Origin of the sequence: Pseudomonas sp. WS 5412 (assembly GCF_012985615.1) — a bacterium.
Classification (GTDB): domain Bacteria; phylum Pseudomonadota; class Gammaproteobacteria; order Pseudomonadales; family Pseudomonadaceae; genus Aquipseudomonas; species Aquipseudomonas shahriarae.
In genome coordinates this window covers 271460-292952 of the sequence record NZ_JAARMB010000001.1, presented here as the reverse complement: position 1 = coordinate 292952, position 21493 = coordinate 271460, and the positions used below count along the sequence as shown (strand labels likewise).

Annotated in this window: 22 protein-coding genes and 1 tRNA gene; 9 read left to right on the top strand and 14 right to left on the bottom strand. The window is 62.3% G+C overall.

Going from position 1 to position 21493, the window contains the following annotated elements; translation table 11 throughout:
- Positions 1–10: 10 nt before the first annotated feature.
- Positions 11–952 carry a 1-phosphofructokinase gene (gene pfkB / locus HBR94_RS01470; RefSeq protein WP_057958412.1) on the bottom strand — a complete coding sequence of 314 codons (942 nt, stop codon included), beginning with the start codon at positions 950–952 and terminating at the stop codon, positions 11–13.
- Positions 953–3811, bottom strand: coding sequence for a phosphoenolpyruvate--protein phosphotransferase (gene ptsP, locus HBR94_RS01465; RefSeq protein ID WP_170044041.1), 2859 nt, complete (start codon positions 3809–3811; stop codon positions 953–955).
- Positions 3812–4094: 283 nt separating this feature from the next.
- On the opposite strand from ptsP, the gene cra reads away from it, so the two are divergent.
- Together cra and HBR94_RS01455 are read left to right on the top strand one after the other, a co-directional pair.
- On the top strand, positions 4095–5090 hold the full coding sequence (gene cra, locus HBR94_RS01460) for a catabolite repressor/activator (protein WP_057444409.1): 996 nt from the start codon (positions 4095–4097) through the stop codon (positions 5088–5090).
- Between the two features lie 2 nt (positions 5091–5092).
- Positions 5093–5896, top strand: coding sequence for a TatD family hydrolase (locus tag HBR94_RS01455; RefSeq protein ID WP_170044040.1), 804 nt, complete (start codon positions 5093–5095; stop codon positions 5894–5896).
- Here the strand turns inward: HBR94_RS01455 and HBR94_RS01450 are convergent.
- The 5 genes from HBR94_RS01450 to HBR94_RS01430 all read right to left on the bottom strand — a co-directional run bounded on the left by HBR94_RS01450 (position 5816) and on the right by HBR94_RS01430 (position 12318).
- Positions 5816–6256, bottom strand: coding sequence for a hypothetical protein (locus tag HBR94_RS01450; protein WP_057958408.1), 441 nt, complete (start codon positions 6254–6256; stop codon positions 5816–5818). The genes HBR94_RS01455 and HBR94_RS01450 overlap by 81 nt on opposite strands.
- Before the next feature lie 127 nt (positions 6257–6383).
- The gene (locus tag HBR94_RS01445; RefSeq protein WP_057441048.1) at positions 6384–8414 is read right to left on the bottom strand and encodes a methyl-accepting chemotaxis protein; all 2031 of its coding nucleotides are present in this window, start codon (positions 8412–8414) and stop codon (positions 6384–6386) included.
- 285 nt (positions 8415–8699) lie between these two features.
- Entirely contained in the window at positions 8700–9536 is an 837-nt protein-coding gene (gene ampE, locus HBR94_RS01440; RefSeq protein ID WP_057441051.1) for a regulatory signaling modulator protein AmpE, read from the bottom strand.
- Complete coding sequence (ampD, locus tag HBR94_RS01435; protein ID WP_128592790.1) at positions 9533–10096, bottom strand: 1,6-anhydro-N-acetylmuramyl-L-alanine amidase AmpD; 564 nt, start codon at positions 10094–10096, stop codon at positions 9533–9535. The genes ampE and ampD overlap by 4 nt, the downstream gene beginning before the upstream one ends.
- Positions 10097–10158: 62 nt before the next feature.
- A complete protein-coding gene (locus HBR94_RS01430; protein WP_170044039.1) occupies positions 10159–12318 on the bottom strand; it encodes a DUF1631 domain-containing protein in 2160 nt (719 codons plus the stop codon).
- Between the two features lie 268 nt (positions 12319–12586).
- Between HBR94_RS01430 and nadC the strand changes: the two genes are divergently transcribed.
- Entirely contained in the window at positions 12587–13435 is an 849-nt protein-coding gene (gene nadC / locus HBR94_RS01425) for a carboxylating nicotinate-nucleotide diphosphorylase (RefSeq protein WP_057958406.1), read from the top strand.
- A gap of 66 nt (positions 13436–13501) precedes the next feature.
- On the opposite strand, the gene HBR94_RS01420 is transcribed toward nadC, so the two are convergent.
- The 4 genes from HBR94_RS01420 to HBR94_RS01405 form a co-directional block, all read right to left on the bottom strand.
- Positions 13502–13807, bottom strand: coding sequence for a DUF6388 family protein (locus HBR94_RS01420; protein WP_057444407.1), 306 nt, complete (start codon positions 13805–13807; stop codon positions 13502–13504).
- A 137-nt stretch (positions 13808–13944) separates the two neighbouring features.
- Positions 13945–14017 (bottom strand) — tRNA-Thr (locus tag HBR94_RS01415).
- 39 nt (positions 14018–14056) lie between these two features.
- On the bottom strand, positions 14057–15463 hold the full coding sequence (locus HBR94_RS01410) for an O-antigen ligase family protein (RefSeq protein ID WP_170044038.1): 1407 nt from the start codon (positions 15461–15463) through the stop codon (positions 14057–14059).
- A 78-nt stretch (positions 15464–15541) separates the two neighbouring features.
- Positions 15542–15952, bottom strand: a complete 411-nt coding sequence (locus HBR94_RS01405; protein ID WP_170044120.1) for a pilin — start codon at positions 15950–15952, stop codon at positions 15542–15544.
- A gap of 202 nt (positions 15953–16154) precedes the next feature.
- Between HBR94_RS01405 and HBR94_RS01400 the strand changes: the two genes are divergently transcribed.
- The 4 genes from HBR94_RS01400 to yacG are packed head-to-tail and all read left to right on the top strand — an operon-like array spanning position 16155 to position 19076.
- On the top strand, positions 16155–17381 hold the full coding sequence (locus tag HBR94_RS01400) for a type II secretion system F family protein (RefSeq protein ID WP_170044037.1): 1227 nt from the start codon (positions 16155–16157) through the stop codon (positions 17379–17381).
- A gap of 8 nt (positions 17382–17389) precedes the next feature.
- Positions 17390–18256, top strand: a complete 867-nt coding sequence (locus HBR94_RS01395) for an A24 family peptidase (RefSeq protein WP_057441189.1) — start codon at positions 17390–17392, stop codon at positions 18254–18256.
- Positions 18253–18876 carry a dephospho-CoA kinase gene (coaE, locus tag HBR94_RS01390; RefSeq protein WP_057441061.1) on the top strand — a complete coding sequence of 208 codons (624 nt, stop codon included), beginning with the start codon at positions 18253–18255 and terminating at the stop codon, positions 18874–18876. The genes HBR94_RS01395 and coaE overlap by 4 nt, the downstream gene beginning before the upstream one ends.
- Entirely contained in the window at positions 18873–19076 is a 204-nt protein-coding gene (yacG, locus tag HBR94_RS01385) for a DNA gyrase inhibitor YacG (protein ID WP_032861907.1), read from the top strand. The genes coaE and yacG overlap by 4 nt, the downstream gene beginning before the upstream one ends.
- Here yacG and HBR94_RS01380 read toward each other — a convergent pair.
- The 3 genes from HBR94_RS01380 to HBR94_RS01370 all read right to left on the bottom strand — a co-directional run bounded on the left by HBR94_RS01380 (position 19073) and on the right by HBR94_RS01370 (position 20505).
- Positions 19073–19288 carry a hypothetical protein gene (locus tag HBR94_RS01380; RefSeq protein WP_057441062.1) on the bottom strand — a complete coding sequence of 72 codons (216 nt, stop codon included), beginning with the start codon at positions 19286–19288 and terminating at the stop codon, positions 19073–19075. The two genes, yacG and HBR94_RS01380, sit on opposite strands and share 4 nt — an antisense overlap.
- 63 nt (positions 19289–19351) lie before the next feature.
- Positions 19352–20041: an energy-coupling factor ABC transporter permease gene (locus HBR94_RS01375; RefSeq protein ID WP_057441064.1), complete on the bottom strand. Its 690-nt coding sequence runs from the start codon at positions 20039–20041 to the stop codon at positions 19352–19354.
- Positions 20038–20505, bottom strand: coding sequence for a hypothetical protein (locus HBR94_RS01370; protein ID WP_057441067.1), 468 nt, complete (start codon positions 20503–20505; stop codon positions 20038–20040). Before HBR94_RS01370 ends, HBR94_RS01375 begins: the two co-directional genes overlap by 4 nt.
- Before the next feature lie 102 nt (positions 20506–20607).
- Between HBR94_RS01370 and HBR94_RS01365 the strand changes: the two genes are divergently transcribed.
- Both HBR94_RS01365 and HBR94_RS01360 read left to right on the top strand, forming a co-directional pair.
- Positions 20608–21237, top strand: coding sequence for a DUF1780 domain-containing protein (locus HBR94_RS01365; protein ID WP_057441069.1), 630 nt, complete (start codon positions 20608–20610; stop codon positions 21235–21237).
- Positions 21238–21276: 39 nt separating this feature from the next.
- Positions 21277–21450, top strand: a complete 174-nt coding sequence (locus HBR94_RS01360; RefSeq protein ID WP_057441071.1) for a DUF3094 family protein — start codon at positions 21277–21279, stop codon at positions 21448–21450.
- Positions 21451–21493 lie beyond the last annotated feature (43 nt).

Genomic DNA, 21493 nt, shown 5'->3' with positions numbered 1-21493 from the left:
ACAAACCCTCTTATTGTTCTGTCAGCGGGCGTACTTGCACGCCGCTTTCGAGGCGCGCCAGGTGCGCGTCATCGCTGATGCCGAAACCGATCTGTGTGACGGCCATGGCGGCGATGGCCGTGGCCCGCGCCAGGGTCGTATGTGCGCTGTCCTGTACCAGCAGACCGTGGAGCATGCCGGCCAGCAACGAGTCACCCGCGCCCACCGTACTGGCGACGGTGACGCGGGGCGGCGTGGCATGGAACGCGCCGTTTGCAGTGAACCAATTGACCCCCTCGGCACCCTGGGACACCACCACATGCTCCACACCTTGCGCATGCAGGCGCTTGGCCGCCTGGGCCTGTTGCGCAGGCGTGTCGGCTGGGCAATCCAGCGCATCGGCCAGTTCTTCGGTGTTGGGCTTGATCAACCAGGGAGCGGCCTGCAACCCGGCACGCAAAGCCTCGCCGCTGGTGTCCAGGGCGACTTTGAGACCCAGGGTTTTCAGGTGCTGCAACAAGGCGTACAGCCACTGCGGGCTGACCCCACGGGGCAGACTGCCAGCGACCACCACCACATCATGGCCGGGGGCAATCCGCGTCAACTGCTCAAGCATCGCCTCTTGCGCCTGCGCGCTGACCTGTGGCCCCGGGGCGTTGATATCGGTCACCCGGCCGTCGTGCTCAGCGATTTTGATATTGCTGCGGGTTTCCCCCGGCACACGAATAAACGCATCGACAAAACCCCGACGGGCAATCAACGCGTCGAACGCCTGGGGATTGTCTGCCCCCAGGAATCCGCCAACCGTCACTTGATGGCCAAGGTCCGCCAACACCTGGGCGACATTCACGCCCTTGCCCGCCGCATGGGTCAGCATGGCCTGGCTACGATTGACCGCCCCGGGCTCCAGGCGCGCCAGTTGTACGGTCAGGTCCAACGCCGGGTTCAGCGTCAGGCTTAGAATCCTTGCCATTTACACAGCCTCCACAAGGGCGCGCACTTGCGCGGGAGAGCCCACGGCCAAGGCGTTTTGTGCGAGGGTCTGGGCCTCGCTCAGGGTGAATTCACGGACCCGGGCCTTGACCTCGGGAATGCTGCGGGCCGACACGCTCAACTCGTCGACGCCAAGGCCGACCAACACCGGCACGGCCAGCGGGTCGGCCGCCAGTTCACCGCACACCCCGACCCATTTGCCATGGGCATGGGCGGCGCGCACGGTGATGTCGATCAGTTGCAGCACCGCCGGGTGCAGCCCGTCAGCCTGGGCCGACAGGGTGGGATGCCCACGGTCGATGGCCAGGGTGTACTGGGTCAGGTCATTGGTGCCAATGCTGAAGAAGTCCACTTCCTTGGCCAGTACTGGCGCCAGCAAGGCCGCCGAAGGCACTTCGATCATGATCCCCAGTTGCAGGTCCGCTACCGGGATCTGCTCGCGCAGGCGCTCGGTCATGTCCCGGGCCTGGCGCCACTCATCGACGCTGCCGACCATGGGAAACATGATGCGCAGCGGGCGACCGTCCGCCGAACGCAACAGCGCACGCAGTTGGGTTTCCATGATCTGCGGGCGTTGCAGGGTCAGGCGGATGCCGCGCACACCCAGGAACGGGTTTTCTTCTTTGGCAATCGGCCAGTAAGGCAGGGGTTTATCACCGCCCACATCCAGGGTGCGCACCACCAGCGGTCGCCCAGCCAGGCCGTCGAGCACCCGGCGGTATTCGGCTTCCTGGGTGGCTTCGTCGGGGGCCTGGGAATGGGCCATGAAAATCAGTTCGGTACGCAGCAGGCCAATGCCTTCGGCGCCCTGCTCGACCGCCGCGGCCACTCCTGCGCTTTCGCCGATATTGGCGAACACTTCCACGGCATGCCCATCACGGGTTATGGCCGGTTCATGGCGCTGGGCGGCGGCGGCCTGCAGGCGTTGTTCGCGGGTGTCGCGCTCCTGCGTGGCGCGCTGCAAGGTGCCGGCATCGGCATCCACATGCAGGCGCCCACGCTGGCCGTCGAGCAACAGTGGCGTGCCCGAGGCCAGCAGCAAGACCGCCGGCCCCGCGCCAACCAATGCGGGAATCCCCAGGGCGCGGGCGACGATGGCACTGTGGGCGGTGGCCCCCCCGCGTGCGGTGAGGATCCCCGCCACGCGCGTCGGGTCGAGGCGCGCCACATCCGACGGGCCGACCTCATCCATCACCAGAATGTAAGGTTCGTCGGGCTCCTGCGGGGTGTCGATGCCACACAGTTGCGCCAGCACCCGCCGGCCGATATCCCGAAGGTCGGCGGCGCGTTCGGCGAGCAACGCGTCCTGCAAGGACTCCTGCTGTTTGGCGGCCGCTTCGATCACGCTCATCCACGCCGCTTCGGCGCTTTCGCCTTGCTTGAGGCGGGTGTCGACTTCGTCGGTCAGTTCCGGGTCGTCGAGCATTTCCTGGTGGGTGATGAAAATCTCGCGGATCGCCTTGGACGTGCTGCGCTCGATCAAGCCCTGGATATCGTGGCGCACATCACGCAGCGCAGCGGATAGGCGCTCGCGCTCGGCGCTGGCCGACTCGCCCCGCAGTGGATAATCGAAAGGCTGCAACACTTGGATATGGGCCGGACCGATGGCGATCCCCGGTGCCGCAGGGATTGCCTGAATCAGGCTGCCGGAGAGTGGCGCACTGAGCGGTGGTTCGGCCTCGATGACTTCAACCCGTGCGCTGACGGCCGGCAGCGGCTCGACGTCTTCACCAAGCCCCGCTTGCACAGCCGCCAACAACGCCGGCAGCGCATCGTCGGCAATCGCCGGCTCGGCGACAAACTCCAGCACCTGACCACGGCGGGCGCCGAGGCTGAGCAGCTTACTCAAGCTCTTGACCGACACTGCGCCGCCCTGCCCGTCGACGATTCGCACGCGGATCTCGCCGTCGAAGCCCTTCGCCAGTTGCGCCAGTGCCTTGGCCGGCCGCGCATGCAGGCCGTGGGCATTGGCCAGGGCAATGCGTGCGCTGGGCCAATCGGCGGGCAGTTCGCCACCCAGTACTTCGAGGACCGCCCGGCTGCTGGTGGCACGCCCCAGTTCCTGGCCGCGCCCTTCAATCAGCAAGGCGCACAGGCGCTCAAGCAGGGCCTGGTGGGCCTCACCGAGGCTGGCCAGGCAGAACAGGCCGCTCAATGGCTGGCCCAAGTAGCGCATGGGTTTGTCCGGGGTGACAAAGGCCAGGCCCGGGCGCTTGACCGTTTGTTCACTGTGCAGCCACCACAGGCCATCACCCAGGGGTAATGCATCGACTTGCTGCAACACGGCAGCAAAGCCATTGCTCACGCAATCGGCCTGGCGCAACAGGCGCGCGCCGCGCCACACCAGTTCTTCAAAATCGTCGGCGGACACGCCCAGGCCGATCATCTGTGCATCCAGCGCCAGCTCCTGGGGCGCACCCTGCAGCAGTTTGAGCAAGGCGTCGGCCGAGGTGGCGCGGCACAGCGCCTGGCCCAGGTCGGTTTCACCGAGGGCGCGGGTCAGCAGTTGCAGCAGGCGCAGGTGTTCATCGGATTTGGCCGCGATGCCAATCGCCAGGTAGACGATCTGGCCATCGCCCCAATCCACGCCTTGGGGAAATTGCAGCAGGCGCACGCCGGTGGCGAATACCTGGTCGCGGGTTTCGGGAGTGCCGTGGGGGATCGCAATACCTTGGCCAAGGAAGGTCGAGCCTTGCGCTTCACGGGCTTGCAGGCCGCTCAGGTAACCCTCGGCGACCAGGCCATCGGCCACCAGTTTTTCGGCGAGCAGTTGCAAGGCAGCAGACTTATCCACAGCCATCTGGCCCATGGATATCTGCTCTACGGTGAGCTCAAGCATGCCTTTCTCCTAGTTAGTGCGGGGTGCGCACTAGGTATTGTTTTGATTAAACCGTGCAAAAATAACTGACTGAGTGGTCAATTGGCAGTAGGCACTCAGCAGCGATCATCGTAAAAATACGCCTGCTGAAACGTTTAATCTAGAATTTATGGCAGATTACTGGGTAATTCTGCATCCTTGAAGCACCGCTCGGCGCTTGAGTTGCGACAATGGTCGCGTGCAGGAATCGGTTACGATTGGACAAAATGTCGGGGCAAGCTCTAAAAAACAAGGAAATCCCGGTTTGAAACTCAGTGATATTGCACGCTTAGCCGGTGTGTCCGTGACCACCGCCAGCTACGTCATCAATGGCAAGGCCGCACAGCAACGGATCAGCAGCGCCACCGTGGAACGGGTGCGGGCGGTGGTCGAGGAGCACGGCTTTACCCCCAACCCCCAGGCCGCCGGATTGCGCAGCCGGCACACGCGTACCTTGGGCTTTATCCTGCCGGACCTGGAAAACCCCAGTTATGCACGGATCGCCAAGCTGTTGGAACAAGGCGCACGGGCCCGTGGCTATCAGTTGCTGATCGCCAGTTCCGACGACGATGCCAACAGCGAGCGCCAGTTGCTGCAACTGTTCCGCGCGCGGCGTTGCGATGCACTGTTCGTCGCCAGTTGCCTGCCCGCCAGCGATGACAGCTATCGCGAGCTGCAAGCCAAGGGCCTGCCGGTGATTGCCATCGACCGGGTGATGGACGCCGAGCAGTTCTGCTCGGTGGTCAGCGATGACCGCCAGGCCTGCCAGCAATTGACCAGCAGCCTGCTGCAACCCCTGCCCCGGCAGATCGTCCTGATCGGTGCCCGCCCCGAGCTGAGCATCAGCCAGGAGCGCGCGGCGGGTTTCCAGCAAGCACTTGAAGACTTCAAAGGTGATGTGCTGGTCGAGCACGGCGAAGCCTTCAGCCGCGACTGCGGTCGCCAGTTGATGGAAGAACTCCTGCAACGCCTGGGGCATTTACCCGATGCATTGGTGACGACTTCCTACGTCCTGCTGCAAGGGGTGTTTGACGCGCTGCATGACTTCCCGCTCAAATCCCGGCCGCTGCGCCTGGGCACTTTTGGTGACACCCAGTTGCTGGACTTCCTGCCGCTGCCGGTCAACGCCATGGCCCAGCAGCACGCGCTGATCGCCGAGACGGCCCTGCGCCTGGCACTCGCGGCGATTGAAGAGCAACACTACCAGCCGGGTGTGCATGCCATTGGCCGGACCTTCAAGCAGCGGATTCACGAGGCGTAGGCGTGGAGCTGATCGACAGCCACACCCACCTCGACTTCGAGGACTTCGACGCTGATCGCGACGAGGTGCTCAGGCACAGTCGCCAGCTCGGCGTACGACGCATGGTGGTGCTGGGGGTGTACCAGCGCAATTGGCAGCGGCTATGGGACCTGGCACAACAGGACCCGGACCTGCACGGGGCCTTCGGCCTGCACCCGGTGTACCTGGATGAGCATCGCCCCGCAGACCTGATCGAGTTGGGCGACTGGCTGACCCGCCTCAAGGGCCATCGCCAGCTCTGCGCCGTGGGTGAAATCGGCCTGGACTACTTCCTGGCGCACCTGGACCGCGAACGCCAGCAATCCCTGTTTGAAGCCCAGTTGCAGTTGGCCGTGGACTTCCAGTTGCCGGCGCTGCTGCATGTGCGGCGCAGCCATGCGGCCGTTATCGCCACCCTCAAGCGCATTCGCCTGCCCCGGGGCGGGATCATCCATGCCTTCGCCGGCAGCCGCGAAGAAGCCCGCGAATACATCAAGCTGGGGTTCAAGCTGGGCCTGGGCGGCGCGCCAACCTGGCCTCAGGCCCTGCGCATGCACAAGGTCATCGCCCAACTGCCGCTGGAATCAGTGGTGCTGGAAACCGACTCGCCGGACATGGCGCCCGCCATGTACCCCGGCCAACGCAATAGCCCGCAACACCTGCCGGCCATCTGCAGCGCCCTGGCCGAACTGATGGGCATCAGCCCTTCAGCGCTGGCCGAAGCGAGCACCCGCAACGCCTGCGAAGTGTTCCACTGGCCCGTCGATAACGGGGTTGACCGCCTCTAGCGTCAGGGTCATGCGATGCCGGTGGCGGGCGTGGCGCAGGGTCAGGAAGTGAATCAGGATCGCCACCAGCGACACATTCAATTGCCCGATCTTGCTGATCAAGCCGACCCACTCGACCACCAGGGCCACCAACAAGGCCACGCAGGTCAGCACCAGCATGCTCGGGCGCAGCAGGGCCAGGTTGTCCAGGGACTTCAACTGACGCAGTTGCCTGGGGCAATTGAGCAGCAGGACTTTGTGGCAATACGGGCAATCAAAGGGCTCGTTGAGTGCAATGGCATTGAGCTGCCAGGGCTTGAGCACAAAGGTGATATCGCAATGGGCGCAATGCCCTTTCACGCCTGGAGTTGTCGCGGTCATGGCCCTGCCTCCCGGAAGCGCTGGATGGGGTGAAACAAATTCTCACCCAATCCCAGCGCAAAAAAAGCTCACGCGGGAAAACAGGACATGCACCACATAGCAAAGGGATAAAGCCTACAACCAAGTCTTACACGCGGAAGGCACCGATCAGCTTTTTCAACTCAATCACCTGCAAGGACAATTGCCGGCTGGCCTCTTCGGTCTGGTGCGCGCCCTGGGCCGCGTGCTCGCCAGCCCGATTGATCTCGACGATATTCTGGTCGATGTCGTGGGCCACCGCCGTCTGCTGCTCCACCGCCGCCGCGATTTGCTGGTTCTGATCGACGATCATGCCCACCGCACCGAGGATATTTTCCAGGGCCAACTGGACCTGTTCCGACTGCCCGACCGTGCCGCTGGCCATTTTATGGCTGCTGCCCATGGCCTTCACGGCCGCGCCGACGCCTTGGTGCAACTTGGCGATCATCTGCTCGATTTCTTCGGTGGAGTGCTGGGTGCGCCGGGCCAGGGTGCGCACCTCATCGGCCACCACGGCAAACCCACGCCCCTGCTCCCCCGCCCGCGCCGCCTCGATGGCCGCGTTCAGGGCCAGCAGGTTGGTTTGTTCGGCGATGCTCTTGATCACTTCCAGCACGCTGCTGATGGATTGACTGTCGATGGCCAGTTGGTTGATCACCAGCACTGACTGGTCGATCTCCGATGCCAGTAGCGCGATGCTGCCCTGCTGGGATTGCACCAGGCCACGCCCGTTAAGGGTTTCATCGTTGACGCTATGGGCACTGCTGACAGCCGCCGCGGCACTGCGCGCCACTTCATGGGCAGTCGCCGACATCTGGTTCATGGCCGTCGCCACCTGCTCGATCTGGCTGCGCTGGCCCGACACCGCCTGATTGCTGCGCGCCGACACCGACTCCACTTGTCCGGCCTGATGCTCGACCTCCTGGACGGTCTGCCCTACCCGCTCGATCAGGTCGTGGATTTTCGCCACGGTGCCATTGAACACTTCGCCCAATTCACCCAGCTCATCGCGACTCTGGGACTTGAAGCTGACAGTCATGTCCCCGGCAGCGACCTTATCCATCATTGCCCCCAGGTGGCGCAGGGTGGTGCGGGTCGAGGCGTAGAAGCCGCCGTACAGATAGAAAATCAACAAGAACACCGCCGCCAGCGCTGTGACCAGCAGCACCATGTGCGTACGGTTCTGGGCCAGGCGCTGCTGCAGTTGCTGGTCGAGGAAGGACAGGGTCGCGTCGTCCAGTTGATAGGTCTTGGCCATCAAGGCCGTCACTTCGTCATAGAAGGTCTGCCACGGCGCCTCCAGGGTTTCGGCCATCACCACCTGCTCTTCAAACAGCTCGCTGCCCTGCTTGAGGCTGGCCTGGCTGGCTTGGGCCAAGGCATCCAGTGAACCATGGGCGGCCTTGCTGGAGCCCAGGGCGTCCTGCACTTTCAAACCGTATTCCGCCTGGAGTTTTTCCAGTTGCTGCAGCAGTTCGTCAAAACGCGTGCTGGACGATGAGTTGAGAAAACCCTGGCCCAGGGAATATGCGCCCATGGCCCGGCCTTCGCCCAGGGTCTGGGTGACTTGCGGAGTGACGCTGGTAATCAGTTCGCTGAGTTGGCGCACGTCGCCCTGGACATCACGACTCAACCCCGACTGGCTGGCAATGATCTGGCTGAACATCTGCGCCTTGTTCAGCAACTTGCCGATCAAGGCACTTTTGCTCAGCAGTGAAGACTCGCTTTGCTGGGCCTTGAAGGCCGCAATCATCTCATCGCGCTTGCCCTCGAACACCGCGACCTGCTCGGGATCGGTCGTCATCGCCTGGAAACCTTGCAGACGCTCCAGTACGCGCTGCTCCAAAGCGCTGATTTGACTTTCGATATCCCCCGCCTTGCCCGCCTGCCCAAGGGTGGCGTTGATCTGCACCTGATTGTTCAGGGTTTCCAGGTCGCGCCGCAGGATCAGGCTGCTGCCCAACAGGTCCAGGCTCTGCAACTCAACCTGCGTGCCCTGGAACTCACGCCAGGAATCGCGGACCAGGTAATAGTTGGTCACCAGCATGGGCAGGAAAAACAACACACTGATCAGGCTGAACTTCATGCCGAAGCTCAGGCGATTCATCAGCGCGATGGCGGGATAGAGCAAGCTCTTCACAGATGAACTCCCTTTTCTTTTATTTTTATTGAAGGCGCAGGGCAGCGGCAGAAAGCCACTATTGGGCGCGCTGTCTGTATAGCTTAAATCGGCGGGAAGTTTTGTAACTTAAGGTTAACGCGATCGGCGGGGCCTGGCGGCCGACCGATTTTTGAAGCCATTACGGGCTCTTTGTGGGAGCGGGCTTGTGTGGGAGCGGTGTGTCAGTACCGGATTTTTTGACTGCTACACCGCATCGCGGGCAAGCCCGCTCCCACACAAGCCCGCTCCCACAAGAGGTGTTTTTCAGGGCAGGACGGTCCAGATCGCAAACCCGGCGTACCACAACACGGCCGCTCGCAGCAGCAGTTCCCACAACCGATCCAGGCTGTTGATCCCTTCGGCACCGACCACCGGCGCAGGAATTTCGCCGGCCACCAGGCCAACCTTTTCCACCAACTGCGCCGCACTGATATCCCAGTTCAACAGTTCATGCAGCATTACCCGGCTGACCGCGACAAAATTGCCGACCAAGGCAAAGCTCGCCGCCAGCAACCGCACCGGCAACCAGTCGAACGCATGGCGCAATTGCCCGGCGCGCTCGACCACCAGCGGGTTCTGCCCGTGTTCACTGGCCAGGGCCAACAGGCGGTAGGCCAGGGCCACCACCGGGCCGAGGAGGAAGTACCAGAAAATCACCGCAAAAAAACTCTGATAGGCCTGCCACAGCAAATGGCCCTGGACCCGCTCCAGCAGTTGCTCGCCGCTGTCGGCGCCAATGCCCAGGTCACGTTCGGCAACGTGTTCAGCGGCTTGCAAGTCACCCCGGCGCCAGGCATCGCGAAACGGCCCCAACTGGCCCAGCAAATCGCCGCGGCCCAGGCTGTAGATCACCACCAACAGGTGCACCGGCAGCGCTAGCAAACCATAGGCCAGCGGCTCCAGGACCAGCAGTAACAGCCCCAGCAATGCCACCGGCAGCAACACCAGCAGCGCCAGGATCAGCCAGGGTTGTTTGCCCAGCCGCGCGCTCGACTCAAGCCGCGCCAGTTGGCGCAGCCAACGGCCATCACGCTGTACCCGCTGACGCAAGGCCGAGAACTTCTCGATCCACACTGCCAGCACCAACACCAGGAAACTCATTGTGCATGTCCTCCATCCTGCAAGGCGCCGCGAAAACGCGCCCAATCAAAAGCCGGTCCAGGATCGGTCTTGCGTCCTGGGGCGATGTCACTATGACCGCAAATGCGCTGGTGCGTGATGCCCGGGTAGGCGGCCAGCAATTGGCGACTCAGTTCGATCAGGGAATGGTACTGGGCGTCGGTAAAGGGTTGGTCGTCGGTCCCTTCAAGCTCGATCCCCAGGGAAAAGTCATTGCAGGTCTCGCGCCCCTCGAAACAGGAGACGCCAGCATGCCAGGCACGGTCCCGGCAGGAGACAAATTGCGTCACCGTACCATCACGCTCAATCAGAAAATGCGCGGATACCCGTAGGTCAGCGATGCCTGCAAAGTAGGGATGTTCCGTGACATCCAGACGATTCTGGAAAAACGCCTGCACTTTGCCCGTGGCGAACTGGGCCGGTGGCAAGCTGATGTTGTGCACCACCAACAGGGAAATCTCGCCGCCTGGGCGTTCATTGAAGTTGGGCGACGGGCAATGGGCAATGCCCTGGCACCAACCGCTGGCGGGGTCCAACTGCATACAGGTTCCTTGCGCACGACTTGGGAGCGCTCAGTATGCCGTGATCCGCAGGGTGGTTGCGATCACTTGGCGCGATTGAGTTGGCGCAAGCTGCCAATCACCGACGCCAGCGCGCGGTCGAACAGCAGTGCATCATCCAGGGTGCGGACCCCGCCACGCTTGAACTCCAGGGCCAGCTCCGTGCAGGTTTTTTCCAGGACCTTGAGGCCAGTGCGATTGACAAATATATAGCTGTTGGCCGGGGCAATGATCGCCGTCAGCTTGCAGCGCAGGGTGTTTTCCTCATCTTCACGGAACTCGACCCAACTGCCGATGCGCAATTGCCGGACCTTGAGCAGATCGGGATCGTCCTCTGCCAGCCTGACCGCCTCCACCGGCGGCGCAGCGCCTGAGTTTTCGCGCACTTCGATCAGCGTCACATTGGGAAGCGCCGCCCCCTGGAACGCCTGGGTATGCAGGGCCTGCAACTGGATAAAAAACTCACGGGTCACAAAGGAATCAAACGCCGCCTCGCTCAGCCCCTCACGCAGGGCCTTGAGCAACGCGGGCAATTGTTCCAGCAGGCGGCGGCCGGCTTCGGTGTCTTCACTCAGGCCGACACTCCAGATCAATTCGTCCATGACCCGCAGCCGCGCCTGCCACTGCGGCGAGGGTTGCTCGTGCTTGAGGCATTCGAGCAACAACACCTGGCTCCAGGCCTGCTGCAGGAACTGCACCACGAAGTGCGGCAAGACCTTGCCCCGCAACCGTTGATTCACCGCATCGGCGACCCGCTGCCGCGCCTGTTCGGTGCGGGCGCGCCCTTCTTCGGCGTCGCGGGTACGCTGTTCGAGCAGCTCACTGCGGCGGCGCTCGTCCTGGGTAAACGCGGTGAACTCCTGCAGAAGTACGGCGAAAATCGCCGGGTCATCGACAAAGTCGTTCAACAGGCGCTGCACCACCTGCTCGATGCGCACATAAAGACTGTCACGCTGATAGTCATCACGCTTGCCCCAGCCCAAGGCGGCCGTGCCGATTTCATTGAGCAGGCGCCGCGCCGGGTGGCTGCCACGGCTGAAAAAACTTTTGTCCAGCACGGCCACTTTCAACATGGGAATCTGCAGGCGCACAATCAACGCCTTGAGGGAGTCGGGCAAGGTACGGTCGTCGAGAATGAACTCGAACAACATGGCGATCAGGTTGATCACGTCCTCGTCGGCATCCTCCACCACCCGCGACTTGCCACTCTTGACGCTGACCCGGGTCAGCAGTTCTTCCAACTGGCGGCGCAGGTCAAAATCGTCCTCGACCGCAGGGTCTGGCACATATTGCTGTAAGTGGGAGAGCAGACGCAGCAGGTCGCGGGTGGAAATAGGCTGGGCCTGGGCGCTGGCCTCCAGGGTCGGGGCGACGCTGCCGCGCACTGTCAGCAACAGTTCCTGCAGGGCCGCGAACACTTGCTGCTCACCCTCGTCGGCCTGGGCGTCGGCAGCCGGAGCTACCTCCGCCGGCGGGCGGACCCGGCTGGCACGTTCGCCGGGACGTCGTGAGGGTACGGCCTTGAGCTCGGGCAGCACACCCGTGGCCACCAGTAACTGATTGGCCTCGCCGTACAGCAGGTCGGCATCGCTGAGCACGTATTTTTCAAACAGTTTCAAAATGATCAGCTTGACCCGGATCTCCACCCCCAGGCTGCGCCCGGCCCGCAGGAAGTACTCGCAGAGCATCGCCGGGCCCAGGGGGTTTTCCCGATCGTCGAGGTGCTTGCCCAGCAGCGCACCGAGGCGGGCGGTCAGTTGCCCCAGGGCCAGGCCGTCACGGTGCATGACCTTGTCGAGCATGGCCTCCAGGGCCACGGCTTTTTCCAGGTCATCGGCGCACGCGCCGGGCGCTGCTTCGTAGGAGACCGTCGGCAGCAGCAACTCGCCTTGCCCGGCCTGCCCCAGGTTGGCAAATGCGTCGAAGAGCTGTTCCATGAACATGCGCTCGAAGTTCTTGCGCTTGAGGCGCAGGTCGCGCATGGCTTCAAAAAAAATATTGTGGTCGGCGCTGCTGCGGGCTTTGTCGGCCATCTCGAACAGAGTGTCGTCGGCGTTATCGAACAACTCCTGCAGCCCCCGGTCGAGTTGCTGCGTGGCCTTGTCACGCACCTGCAGCACAATCACAGGCAGGCGGGCGAGCGGCGACGGCATCGCTTGTGCGGCGATCCTGTTGATCGGCACCACCTTTGCGTCATTGTGCATGCTGGCCTCCTGGAGCGACGGGGTTCGGTTTTGTGAACGATCGCCACAACCACCGATGGAATACCGGGGGCTACCACGATTATTTGTAGATCACCGAGACGTCAAAGCTATGACGCCAATTGCAAGGCGCGAGATTATCTTGCAAATAGACCCTGTAGCGCCAGCAAACTCTGTACGGGCTTTGTAATCAGCCAGGTTATGCCGGCATACCTTGGGTTCGGCGCTGCCATGCCCCTATAATCGAGGCACTTTGTATGTGGAGCCCGCTATGCCGAATCTACGCCTCGCCGACCTCACCGCCGAAATCGAAGCCAACGTGCGCCGCGCACTGCTGGAAGATATCGGCAGCGGCGATATCACCGCGCAACTGATCCCGGCCGAACGCCTGGCCAAGGCCACGATCATCACCCGTGATGCTGCGGTTATCAGTGGCACCGCCTGGGTCGATGCCGTGTTCCGCCAGTTGGACCCACGGGTTGCCGTGCATTGGCAGGTACGCGACGGTGAACGCGTCAGCCCCAACCAGGCGCTGTTCCACCTCGAAGGCCCTGCCCGCTCATTGCTGACCGGCGAACGCAGCGCGCTGAATTTCCTGCAACTGTTGTCAGGCGTGGCCACCCGCGCGCAGTACCTGGCGGACTTTGTCGCCACCACCCAGGTCAAGCTGCTGGACACCCGCAAGACTCTGCCGGGGCTGCGCCTGGCGCAAAAGTACGCGGTGACCTGCGGCGGTTGCCACAATCACCGCATCGGTCTGTATGACGCGTTCCTGATCAAGGAAAACCATATCGCCGCCTGCGGGGGGATTGCACAGGCCATTACTGCCGCCCACAAGATCGCCCCGGGCAAGCCGGTGGAAGTCGAAGTGGAAAGCCTGGAGGAGTTACGCGAGGCCCTGGCGGCAGGTGCCGACATCATCATGCTGGATGAGTTGAGCCTGGACGACATGCGCGAAGCCGTGCGCTTGAACGGCGGCAAGGCCAAGCTGGAAGCCAGTGGCGGGATCAACGAAAGCACTTTGCTGCCCATTGCCGAGACCGGCGTGGACTACATCTCTATCGGCGCGATGACCAAGGATGTGAAGGCGGTGGATCTGTCGATGCGGCTCAGTATCTGAGTCGCTGCAAACTTCAAGCTGCAAGGGCGCCTGGCGACACTTGCAGCTTGAAACCTGCCGTAGCTTCTAAACCACCAGATTGTTCATCTCGCAATACTCTTCCCACTCGACACCCAGCACCTCGGCCGCCTCTTTGTGCAGGGCCAGGCGCGCAGCTTCGAATTCTTCCGCTGTGCAGGTGTACTTGAGGGTCAGTTCCCAAGGCTGGAAGCCCTGGCTCTCGGCCTCGTCCTCGAATGCCCACTGGATCTGGTCGCGCTGATCATCAGCGCTCAGGTCCTTGATCTCTTCCTTAAGCTGCGCCGACTCCTCGAGGTATTTCTTGAGGGCTTCTGCGTGCCGCACTTCCTGGGTCATTTCTGTCGTGGTCATGTCGTTCTCTTAGATCGAAGGAATGGGGATGCATCTGGGTCATCAAGGTTGCGCAGATACAAAAGAACGGGCACGAATACCGGTTCGTCTGGCCTTCAGAACCATTCTGGGATCATCTGAAAACTGTGGTGCCTTTTTGCCCGAGACAGGAATCGAACCTGCGACCTTCGCGTTACGAGTGCGCTGCTCTACCAACTGAGCTACACGGGCTGTGGGCTAAAGCTAGCACTGCAATGGGCGCCCGGCAACTTACCGAATGTGCGGCGCAATGACTCCCTGGACCCAGAAGCGCGGCTGCAGATGGCTTTTGGCAATGTCGATATAGTGCTGGCTACGCTCGGTGGCGCCTGGCAGGTCGCGGTACACGACAAATACCAGCAACGCCACCGACAGCACAGCCGACACCTGCCACGCCCCGCGCAACAGCGGCATCGGCTCGACAACCGGCGTGCGCCACGGATGCAATGCCATCAACCAACCCACCACCAGCGCCAACCACAGTTGCGAATAGGGCATCACGATAATCCCGTCGACCATCGCCTGCACCGTCGCGCCCAGCAGCGCGGCGAATAGACACAGGCGCAGCAGGTCTTGCGGTGCCCCTGACGGCCCTTGCCGATGAATGACCCTCAGTGTGGCCCAGCCGCCGCGCAGCGCCAGCAACGCGACGCACAGGGCCGAGGGCACACCCCATTCACTGGCCCACTGCAGGATTGCCTGGTGCGGATGGGCAGCAATCGGGTTGGGGATATCGGCAAAGTGCATCGGCCCGAAACCGAGCCACGGCCGTTCGCGGATCATGTCCCAGGCTTGCCACCAGATCACTTCACGACCCGAAAGGCTGGTGGTAAGGCGGTCCTTGGAAAGACTGGCAATTTCCAGCCCCAGGTAAGGCGCCAACACCGTGAACAACAACCCGTATAAAACCAGCCCGCCACACAGCGCAGCCAGCTGCCAGGTCAACCAGCGACGCCCCGCCGCCCCCAGAAAAGCCAGGACCAGTGCCGCAACGCCGAAGCCCAGCCAGGTGCCACGGGTGCCGCCACTGATTGCAATCAACCACCATGCACACAACAGGGCGAACACCAGCCCACGCGCCAACCGCGAGGTGCCCGTGAGCAGCAGCGGCAACGCCAGCAAGGGCAAGGTAAACGTCTGGAACTGGCCGTAGAAGCGCTTGTTGGAGAACCCGGAAAGCAGCAGGTCGGTGTCCAGTGTCGGTTCGCCACTGGTAAACGCCAGGACGCCCGCGTACCCATATTGCAGGCTCTTGATCAGGCACAGCAGCAACACAAACAGGATCAGCACCTGATCCAGGGTTTGATCGCCATTGCGTCGCAAGCGGGCAAAAGCTGCGGCAATCACCCCGCAGGTGATCATCAGCGCCCATTCGGTCAACGCCCAGAGAGGCTGGTGGGCCAACAACGAAGAGATCAGGCCCAGGCCGAACACCAGCCCCAGGCCGATAGCGGTGGGTCTATCGACCAGGCGCCCGGCGGGAGTCGCCAGGCCATAGAGCAACGCACACACAGCCACGCCGACCTGCAGCACACGCTGCCAGTCATGACCACTGAAGGACAGGGTGATGCCCAACAGCAAAAGGCTCAGCGCCATCACCAAAAACACGCTTCCTCGCTGTTGCACGGATAACGTCATGGGCACCCCTTACTTCCCTGTGAAGTGCCTGGGAGCCCGTCACGCCAGGCCCCCATCACTGATTTAGGTGGCCCGGGCTCAGTTGCCAGCCGTGCAACCCTTTGCAACGTACTGCTCGTCAGCGTTGGTGGTGCACTTCCAACCGTCACTGGCACTGCGCGCCAGGGTAATGAGCTTGCCCTGGACAGGCGCAGGCGCATCGAGGATCTCACAGGCAATCGAACCCGTCCCCGCAACCACATCGCCCGCCACGCTGATCACGCAATTGGCGGTCGGGCTGGTGCCGCCGATCAGCGCCAGCGTGGGTGCCGTGCCCTGGTTGAAGGTGTCTTCGAAGCCCGCCTTCAACGCCGAGACTTCCGCCAACCCCGCAGTGAACTTGGCCTTGGCCTGGTGCTTGGTATACATGGGCAGGCCAATCGTGGCCAAGATGCCGATGATCGCCACGACGATCAACAACTCGATCAAAGTAAAGCCGTTCTGACGCATCACATTCACTCTCCAGAATAAAACCCATCGCAAGGCACCTCCTGCGCCCTGCCCTCAACAACCGCGCCAGTGTACTCATCCGCGCCGGGCCAGGCCCTCACAAGACGCACAATCTGACATTTTTCCCTTGCCCAATCGCCTGACGGACACACAGCCCTGACTAAGCTGTAAATCGTCACCTGTCGATGAGCCGTAGCACCCCATGAATGATGTCACCGTAAACCCGGCCCCCACCGCCACCTACGCCTGGGAAGGCACCCTGCGCAATGGCCGCAAGGTGTCCGGCGAAACCCGCGGGCATAGCCCGGCCGTGATCAAGGCCCAATTGCGCCGGCAAGGGATCAACCCGGTTCGGGTCCAGATGCGCTCCAGCCTCCTGTCTGGCCTGCGCAACCCCATCACCCCAGCCGATGTTGCGCTGTTCACCCGCCAACTGGCGACCCTGCTGAAGGCGGGAATCCCCCTGCTGCAAGCCTTCGACATGATCGGCGAAGGCTTTGAAAACCGGGCCATGCGCACAATGGTCCAGGGATTGAAGCAGGAGATTGCCGCCGGCAACAGCCTGACCGGCGCGTTATTGAAACAACCGCAGTGCTTCAACGCCCTGTATTGCAGCCTGATCGCGGCCGGCGAACAGGCCGGCACCCTGGAAACCCTGCTGGAGCGGGTCGCCACCCACCTGGAAAAAAGCCAACGCCTCAAGGCCCGGATCAAGAAAGCCATGACCTATCCACTGGTGGTCCTGCTCGTGGCCACCTTGGTCAGCAGTATCTTGCTGATCCACGTCGTGCCCCAGTTCGAAAGCCTGTTCGCCGGCATCGACACGCCGCTGCCGCGCTTTACCCTGCTGGTTATTGTGCTGTCCGAATTCATGCAAAGCGCGTGGTGGATGCTGTTGCTGGCCGTGGTGGCGACTACTTGGGGCATACGTCGCAGCTATCGTCGACACAGTGGTTTTCGTCTGTGGCTGGACGCTGGTTTGTTGAAAGTGCCATTGGCAGGCACACTGCTGAAAAAAACCGCTGTCGCCCGCTACGCTCGCACCCTCGCCACCACCTTTGCCGCCGGCGTACCGCTGGCACAGGCGTTGGATTCAGTGGCGGGAGCCGCCGGCAACGAACGCTTCAAACAAGCAGTCACGCGTATGCGCCAGGACGTAGCAATAGGAATGCAATTGAATCGAACTATGACCGCCAGCGGCCTGTTCCCTGGCATGGCGATCCAGATGACAGCCATCGGCGAAGAATCGGGCGCACTGGACAGCATGCTGGAGAAGGTCGCCGACCATTATGAAACGGACGTCGACAACCTGGTGGACAACCTGACCAGCCTGATGGAACCGCTGATCATGGTGGTGCTCGGCAGCATTGTCGGGGCGCTGGTGATCGCCATGTACCTGCCGATCTTCCAGCTCGGCACGGCGTTTTGAACATGACCCTGGACCTCCTCCTGACCCTCCATCCCTGGCTGTTCGTCTGGGCTTCACTGGTGCTGGGGCTGATCGTCGGCAGCTTCCTCAACGTGCTGGTCTGGCGCCTGCCAAAAATGCTCGAGCGCGACTGGCGCGCCCAGGCCCATGAAATACTCGGCCTGCCCCCGGAATCCGGCGGCCCGACCTATAACCTGTTGCACCCCAACTCCTGCTGCCCGCACTGCTCACAGCCGATTCGCCCGTGGCAAAACATCCCGGTGCTCAGCTACTTGCTGCTGAGGGGGCGCTGCGCGCAGTGCCACGGTTCCATCAGCCCACGCTACCCGCTGACCGAACTGGCGTGCGGGCTGCTTTCGGCATTTATTGCCTGGCATTACGGCTTCGGCTGGCCAGCCGCTGGCGTGCTGTTCTTGAGCTGGGGCTTGCTGGCCATGAGCCTGATCGACGCCGATCACCAACTGCTGCCGGATGTGCTGGTGCTGCCACTGCTGTGGCTGGGGTTGATCCTCAATTATTTCGAGTTGTACACGACCCTGCCCGATGCCCTGCTGGGCGCGGTTGCCGGTTACCTGAGCCTGTGGTCGGTGTTCTGGCTGTTCAAGTTGTGCACCGGCAAGGACGGCATGGGCTATGGCGACTTCAAGCTGCTGGCCCTGCTCGGTGCCTGGGGCGGTTGGCAGATCCTGCCGCTGACGCTGTTGCTGGCATCGCTGGTGGGTGCGATCGCAGGGGTGATTGTCTTGCGCATACGCAACGCGCAGACGTCAGTGCCCTTGCCTTTTGGTCCCTATCTGGCGATTGCCGGCTGGATTGCATTGCTCTGGGGTGGTCAAATAACCGACTTCTATTTGCAGTCTGTCGGTTTCAGATGACCACTTCTGTCGCAACACCCTGGATTCTTGGCCTGACGGGCGGCATCGGCAGCGGTAAAAGCGCTGCGGCCCAGCACTTTATCGACCTTGGCGTGGACCTTATCGACGCCGACCATGCCTCGCGCTGGGTGGTGGAACCCGGCCGCCCGGCGCTGGCGAGGATTGCCGAGCACTTCGGCGGCGAGATCCTGCTGCCCGATGGCCAACTGGATCGCGCGGCCTTGCGCAAGCGCATTTTCGAGGCGCCGCAAGAACGCCTGTGGCTTGAGGCCCTGCTGCATCCGTTGATTGCCGACGAGATCCGTAGCCATCTGGCCCGCGCCCGCTCACCCTATGCGATCCTGGTGTCGCCGTTGTTGATCGAGTCGGGCCAGCACACCATGACCCAGCGCATCCTGGTGATCGATGTGCCGCAAGCAACGCAGATTCAGCGTACCCTGCTGCGCGATGGCATCAGCGAAGAACAGGTGCAGGCGATTCTCAAGGCCCAGGCCTCACGGGAAGACCGTTTGCGCCAAGCCGACGATGTACTGGTCAATGATCAGGACCTGGCCTGGCTAAAGGCCGAGGTCGAGCGACTGCACCACTTTTACCTTACTTTGCGTGGAGGCCGAACATGAGCCAACCCTTGACCGTCGAATGCCCAACCTGCGGCGCCCCCGTGGAATGGAAAGCGACCAACCTCAACCGGCCATTCTGCTCGGATCGCTGCAAACTGATCGACCTGGGCGCCTGGGCTGCGGAAGAACACAAGATTCCGGTCAGCCCGGACGCCGAAGACGAATTGTTCTCCGAAGACCTGCCACCGCGCGCCCACTAAGGCCGCATAAAGCCGTAATCCTGCTGGTCGTCGAGGTTTTCCGCGAGAAATTGCAACTCGTCGGCCAGGTCTTCGGCACTGCGCACGCCTTTGCTCTGCTGCACCACCGCGCTGAGCAAGGCGCGCAGGCTCAGACCCGGGTCAAAACCGATTTCCTGTGCTGCGTCCTGGCTTCTGCGCAACTCCTGCCGTGCCCACTCGTACACACTCATGATCGTGCTCCTGGAAGTTTCGCAGAGCATGCGACCACTTTTGCGTGGCACCCTTGATTTGGATCAAGGGCGCGAATTGTCGTCTTTCCAGGGCGCCGAGAGGTAGCGCGTGCGGTTGAACGTCTCAAGCCACTCCGGGCAAAACACCACCAGCGCACTGATCACGGTGCCGTTGATAAAGGCTTCGGGAAAGATGATCAGCCACAGGTAACCGATAAAATCCTCGATCCACTCCGGCATGGCGAAGCGGCCGTCCAGCCACAGCAGGCCCAGGCCCGCCAATAGGCACAACAACGCCGACAGAGCAGCGGCAAAAAAACCCGAACAAAAGATATACACAAAAGGATTGCGCGGCTGCGCCCGCTCCACCAGCAGCGCGCACGTCTCTGTCACCAACACCGGTAGCAGGACCAGCAGCGCGCCATTGACCCCGACCGCCGCCAAGTCCTGGCGCCCGAGCAGCACCAGGCCCAACTGTGCCGCCAGCCCACCGACAATCGCCAAGGGCCAGTCGAGCAGCAGGGTCACGGCGGTCATGCCGATAAAGTGGTAGGACACCCCGGTATCGAAGTCCCGACGCACCAGCCACAGCATGAACAGCGCGAACACCGTGCCAAACAACAGGTGCTGGCGGCGCCGGTCGGCAAACAGTTCGACCCAGGACGAGCGCAGGATCGCCCAGACAATTACCGGCGCATACAGCAGCCAGCCCAGCCACAGGGTTTGCGGCGCCAGCACGGCGGCACTGATCACGGCTGCACCTGCTCCAGGGCCTGGCGCAGCTCGGCGGCAGTCGCGTATTCATGGCGCGCAACCAGCTTGCCGTCTTCGAGTTGCAACCACAGCACTTTATCCACAGGCGCCGGATAACGCGGAGCGATCCGCGCATCACGGTCAAGCATCACCCGGTAGTTGTAGGCTTGCATCGCCGGGACGGCAAAGAGCTTGGCGATCAGCCTCGGCATACGCTGGATATCGGCGACAAACACCACATGGCGCGCCTCCAGATACCCCTTGGGCTGGCCCTGCAAGGCCGCATCCACCAACTTGGCGGCATCCATGCTGCGCGCCACCAGCAAGACCTGCGCCTGGTTATCCAGGGTATAGGCCTGGTCGAATTGATCGAGCAGGGTCCACGGCGCCAGCCGCTCCCCGAGTTCAACCGCCTGGGCCCACAGGGGCAAAAGGCTGAGCAACACCGTAAGCAAAAACTTCACCGCGAACTCCTTGTGCAAAACCGTCGACAGAACCGCCAGTCTACACCGAGCCTTTTCACACGGGACTTCCTGCAGTCATCATTTGAACGCTAAGCTGCAAGCATGGATGACTCAGATTATTTGCGCCTGCTCACCATAGCGGCCGAACAAGCCAACGCGTTCCTGTCCAATGCCCGCAAATGGGAGCGTGAGCGTTGGGTCTGCCAGCGCCTGCTGCAAGGCCTTAATGTGCCCTACCGCGCCGAAGAGTTTCATGCCGCCGGTCAGGAGCCGCCGGACGTACTGTTTCGCGATGCCAGCTTCGAAGTATTTTTTGTCCTCGATGAAGGCCGGCGCCTGAATGACGAGTGGCGCGACGAACTGGTGCGTCGGCGCAGCGCTTTTTCCCTGAGCCAACTGGTGCGGCGCGAGGCCAAGCCCAGGCGCATTCCCGCCCATGAGTTCCTGCTGCGCCTGGCCCCGACCCTGCGCAAGAAAGCCCATAACTACAAGGAGCGCGGCATGGACCTCGGGGAGCTGGATATCATCGCCTTCGCCAGCCTCAAGCGCGAAGTGCTGGACCTCAACAGCCATTTCCCGCCGCCCACCGAATACCTGCGCCAGGGCTGGCGCTCGCTGTCGTTGGTCGGCCCGACCTTTGCGCGGGTGCTGTTCGCCCATCCCGACGCACCGGATTTCTTGCGCAACAACCTGGGGCGCAGCATAGTGTTCGATGTGGGTATCAGCCTGTAACGTGGTGCCCTTTTGCAACGTCTCCCTGACGAGGCCTTTATGACCAGCCGCCTGAACCCTGACGACCAACAACATGTCGAAGAGTACCTGCAACTGTCCCAGCACCAGGTTGAGCGCAAGCCTTTCCGGCCGTGGCTGCTCCTTGGGGTGGTACTGGTTGTGGTGATTGGCCTGGGCGTCCTGAGCCGCCTTTTGAGTTACCTGACGCTATGAGCTGCCTGGCGCTCGCTCGGGTAACTGCACCGATTTCTTTTAG

Bases quoted from the DNA above. Each gene is read 5' to 3' on its own strand.
- HBR94_RS01360 (WP_057441071.1), top strand. From the start codon at position 21,277: ATGACCAGCCGCCTGAACCCTGACGACCAACAACATGTCGAAGAGTAC.
- pfkB (WP_057958412.1), bottom strand. From the start codon at position 952: ATGGCAAGGATTCTAAGCCTGACGCTGAACCCGGCGTTGGACCTGACC.
- coaE (WP_057441061.1), top strand. From the start codon at position 18,253: ATGACCACTTCTGTCGCAACACCCTGGATTCTTGGCCTGACGGGCGGC.
- nadC (WP_057958406.1), top strand. From the start codon at position 12,587: ATGCCGAATCTACGCCTCGCCGACCTCACCGCCGAAATCGAAGCCAAC.
- HBR94_RS01405 (WP_170044120.1), bottom strand. From the start codon at position 15,952: ATGCGTCAGAACGGCTTTACTTTGATCGAGTTGTTGATCGTCGTGGCG.
- HBR94_RS01450 (WP_057958408.1), bottom strand. From the start codon at position 6,256: ATGACCGCGACAACTCCAGGCGTGAAAGGGCATTGCGCCCATTGCGAT.
- HBR94_RS01430 (WP_170044039.1), bottom strand. From the start codon at position 12,318: ATGCACAATGACGCAAAGGTGGTGCCGATCAACAGGATCGCCGCACAA.
- HBR94_RS01410 (WP_170044038.1), bottom strand. From the start codon at position 15,463: ATGACGTTATCCGTGCAACAGCGAGGAAGCGTGTTTTTGGTGATGGCG.
- ampE (WP_057441051.1), bottom strand. From the start codon at position 9,536: ATGAGTTTCCTGGTGTTGGTGCTGGCAGTGTGGATCGAGAAGTTCTCG.
- HBR94_RS01365 (WP_057441069.1), top strand. From the start codon at position 20,608: ATGGATGACTCAGATTATTTGCGCCTGCTCACCATAGCGGCCGAACAA.
- HBR94_RS01420 (WP_057444407.1), bottom strand. From the start codon at position 13,807: ATGACCACGACAGAAATGACCCAGGAAGTGCGGCACGCAGAAGCCCTC.
- HBR94_RS01400 (WP_170044037.1), top strand. From the start codon at position 16,155: ATGAATGATGTCACCGTAAACCCGGCCCCCACCGCCACCTACGCCTGG.
- yacG (WP_032861907.1), top strand. From the start codon at position 18,873: ATGAGCCAACCCTTGACCGTCGAATGCCCAACCTGCGGCGCCCCCGTG.
- HBR94_RS01380 (WP_057441062.1), bottom strand. From the start codon at position 19,288: ATGAGTGTGTACGAGTGGGCACGGCAGGAGTTGCGCAGAAGCCAGGAC.
- ptsP (WP_170044041.1), bottom strand. From the start codon at position 3,811: ATGCTTGAGCTCACCGTAGAGCAGATATCCATGGGCCAGATGGCTGTG.
- ampD (WP_128592790.1), bottom strand. From the start codon at position 10,096: ATGCAGTTGGACCCCGCCAGCGGTTGGTGCCAGGGCATTGCCCATTGC.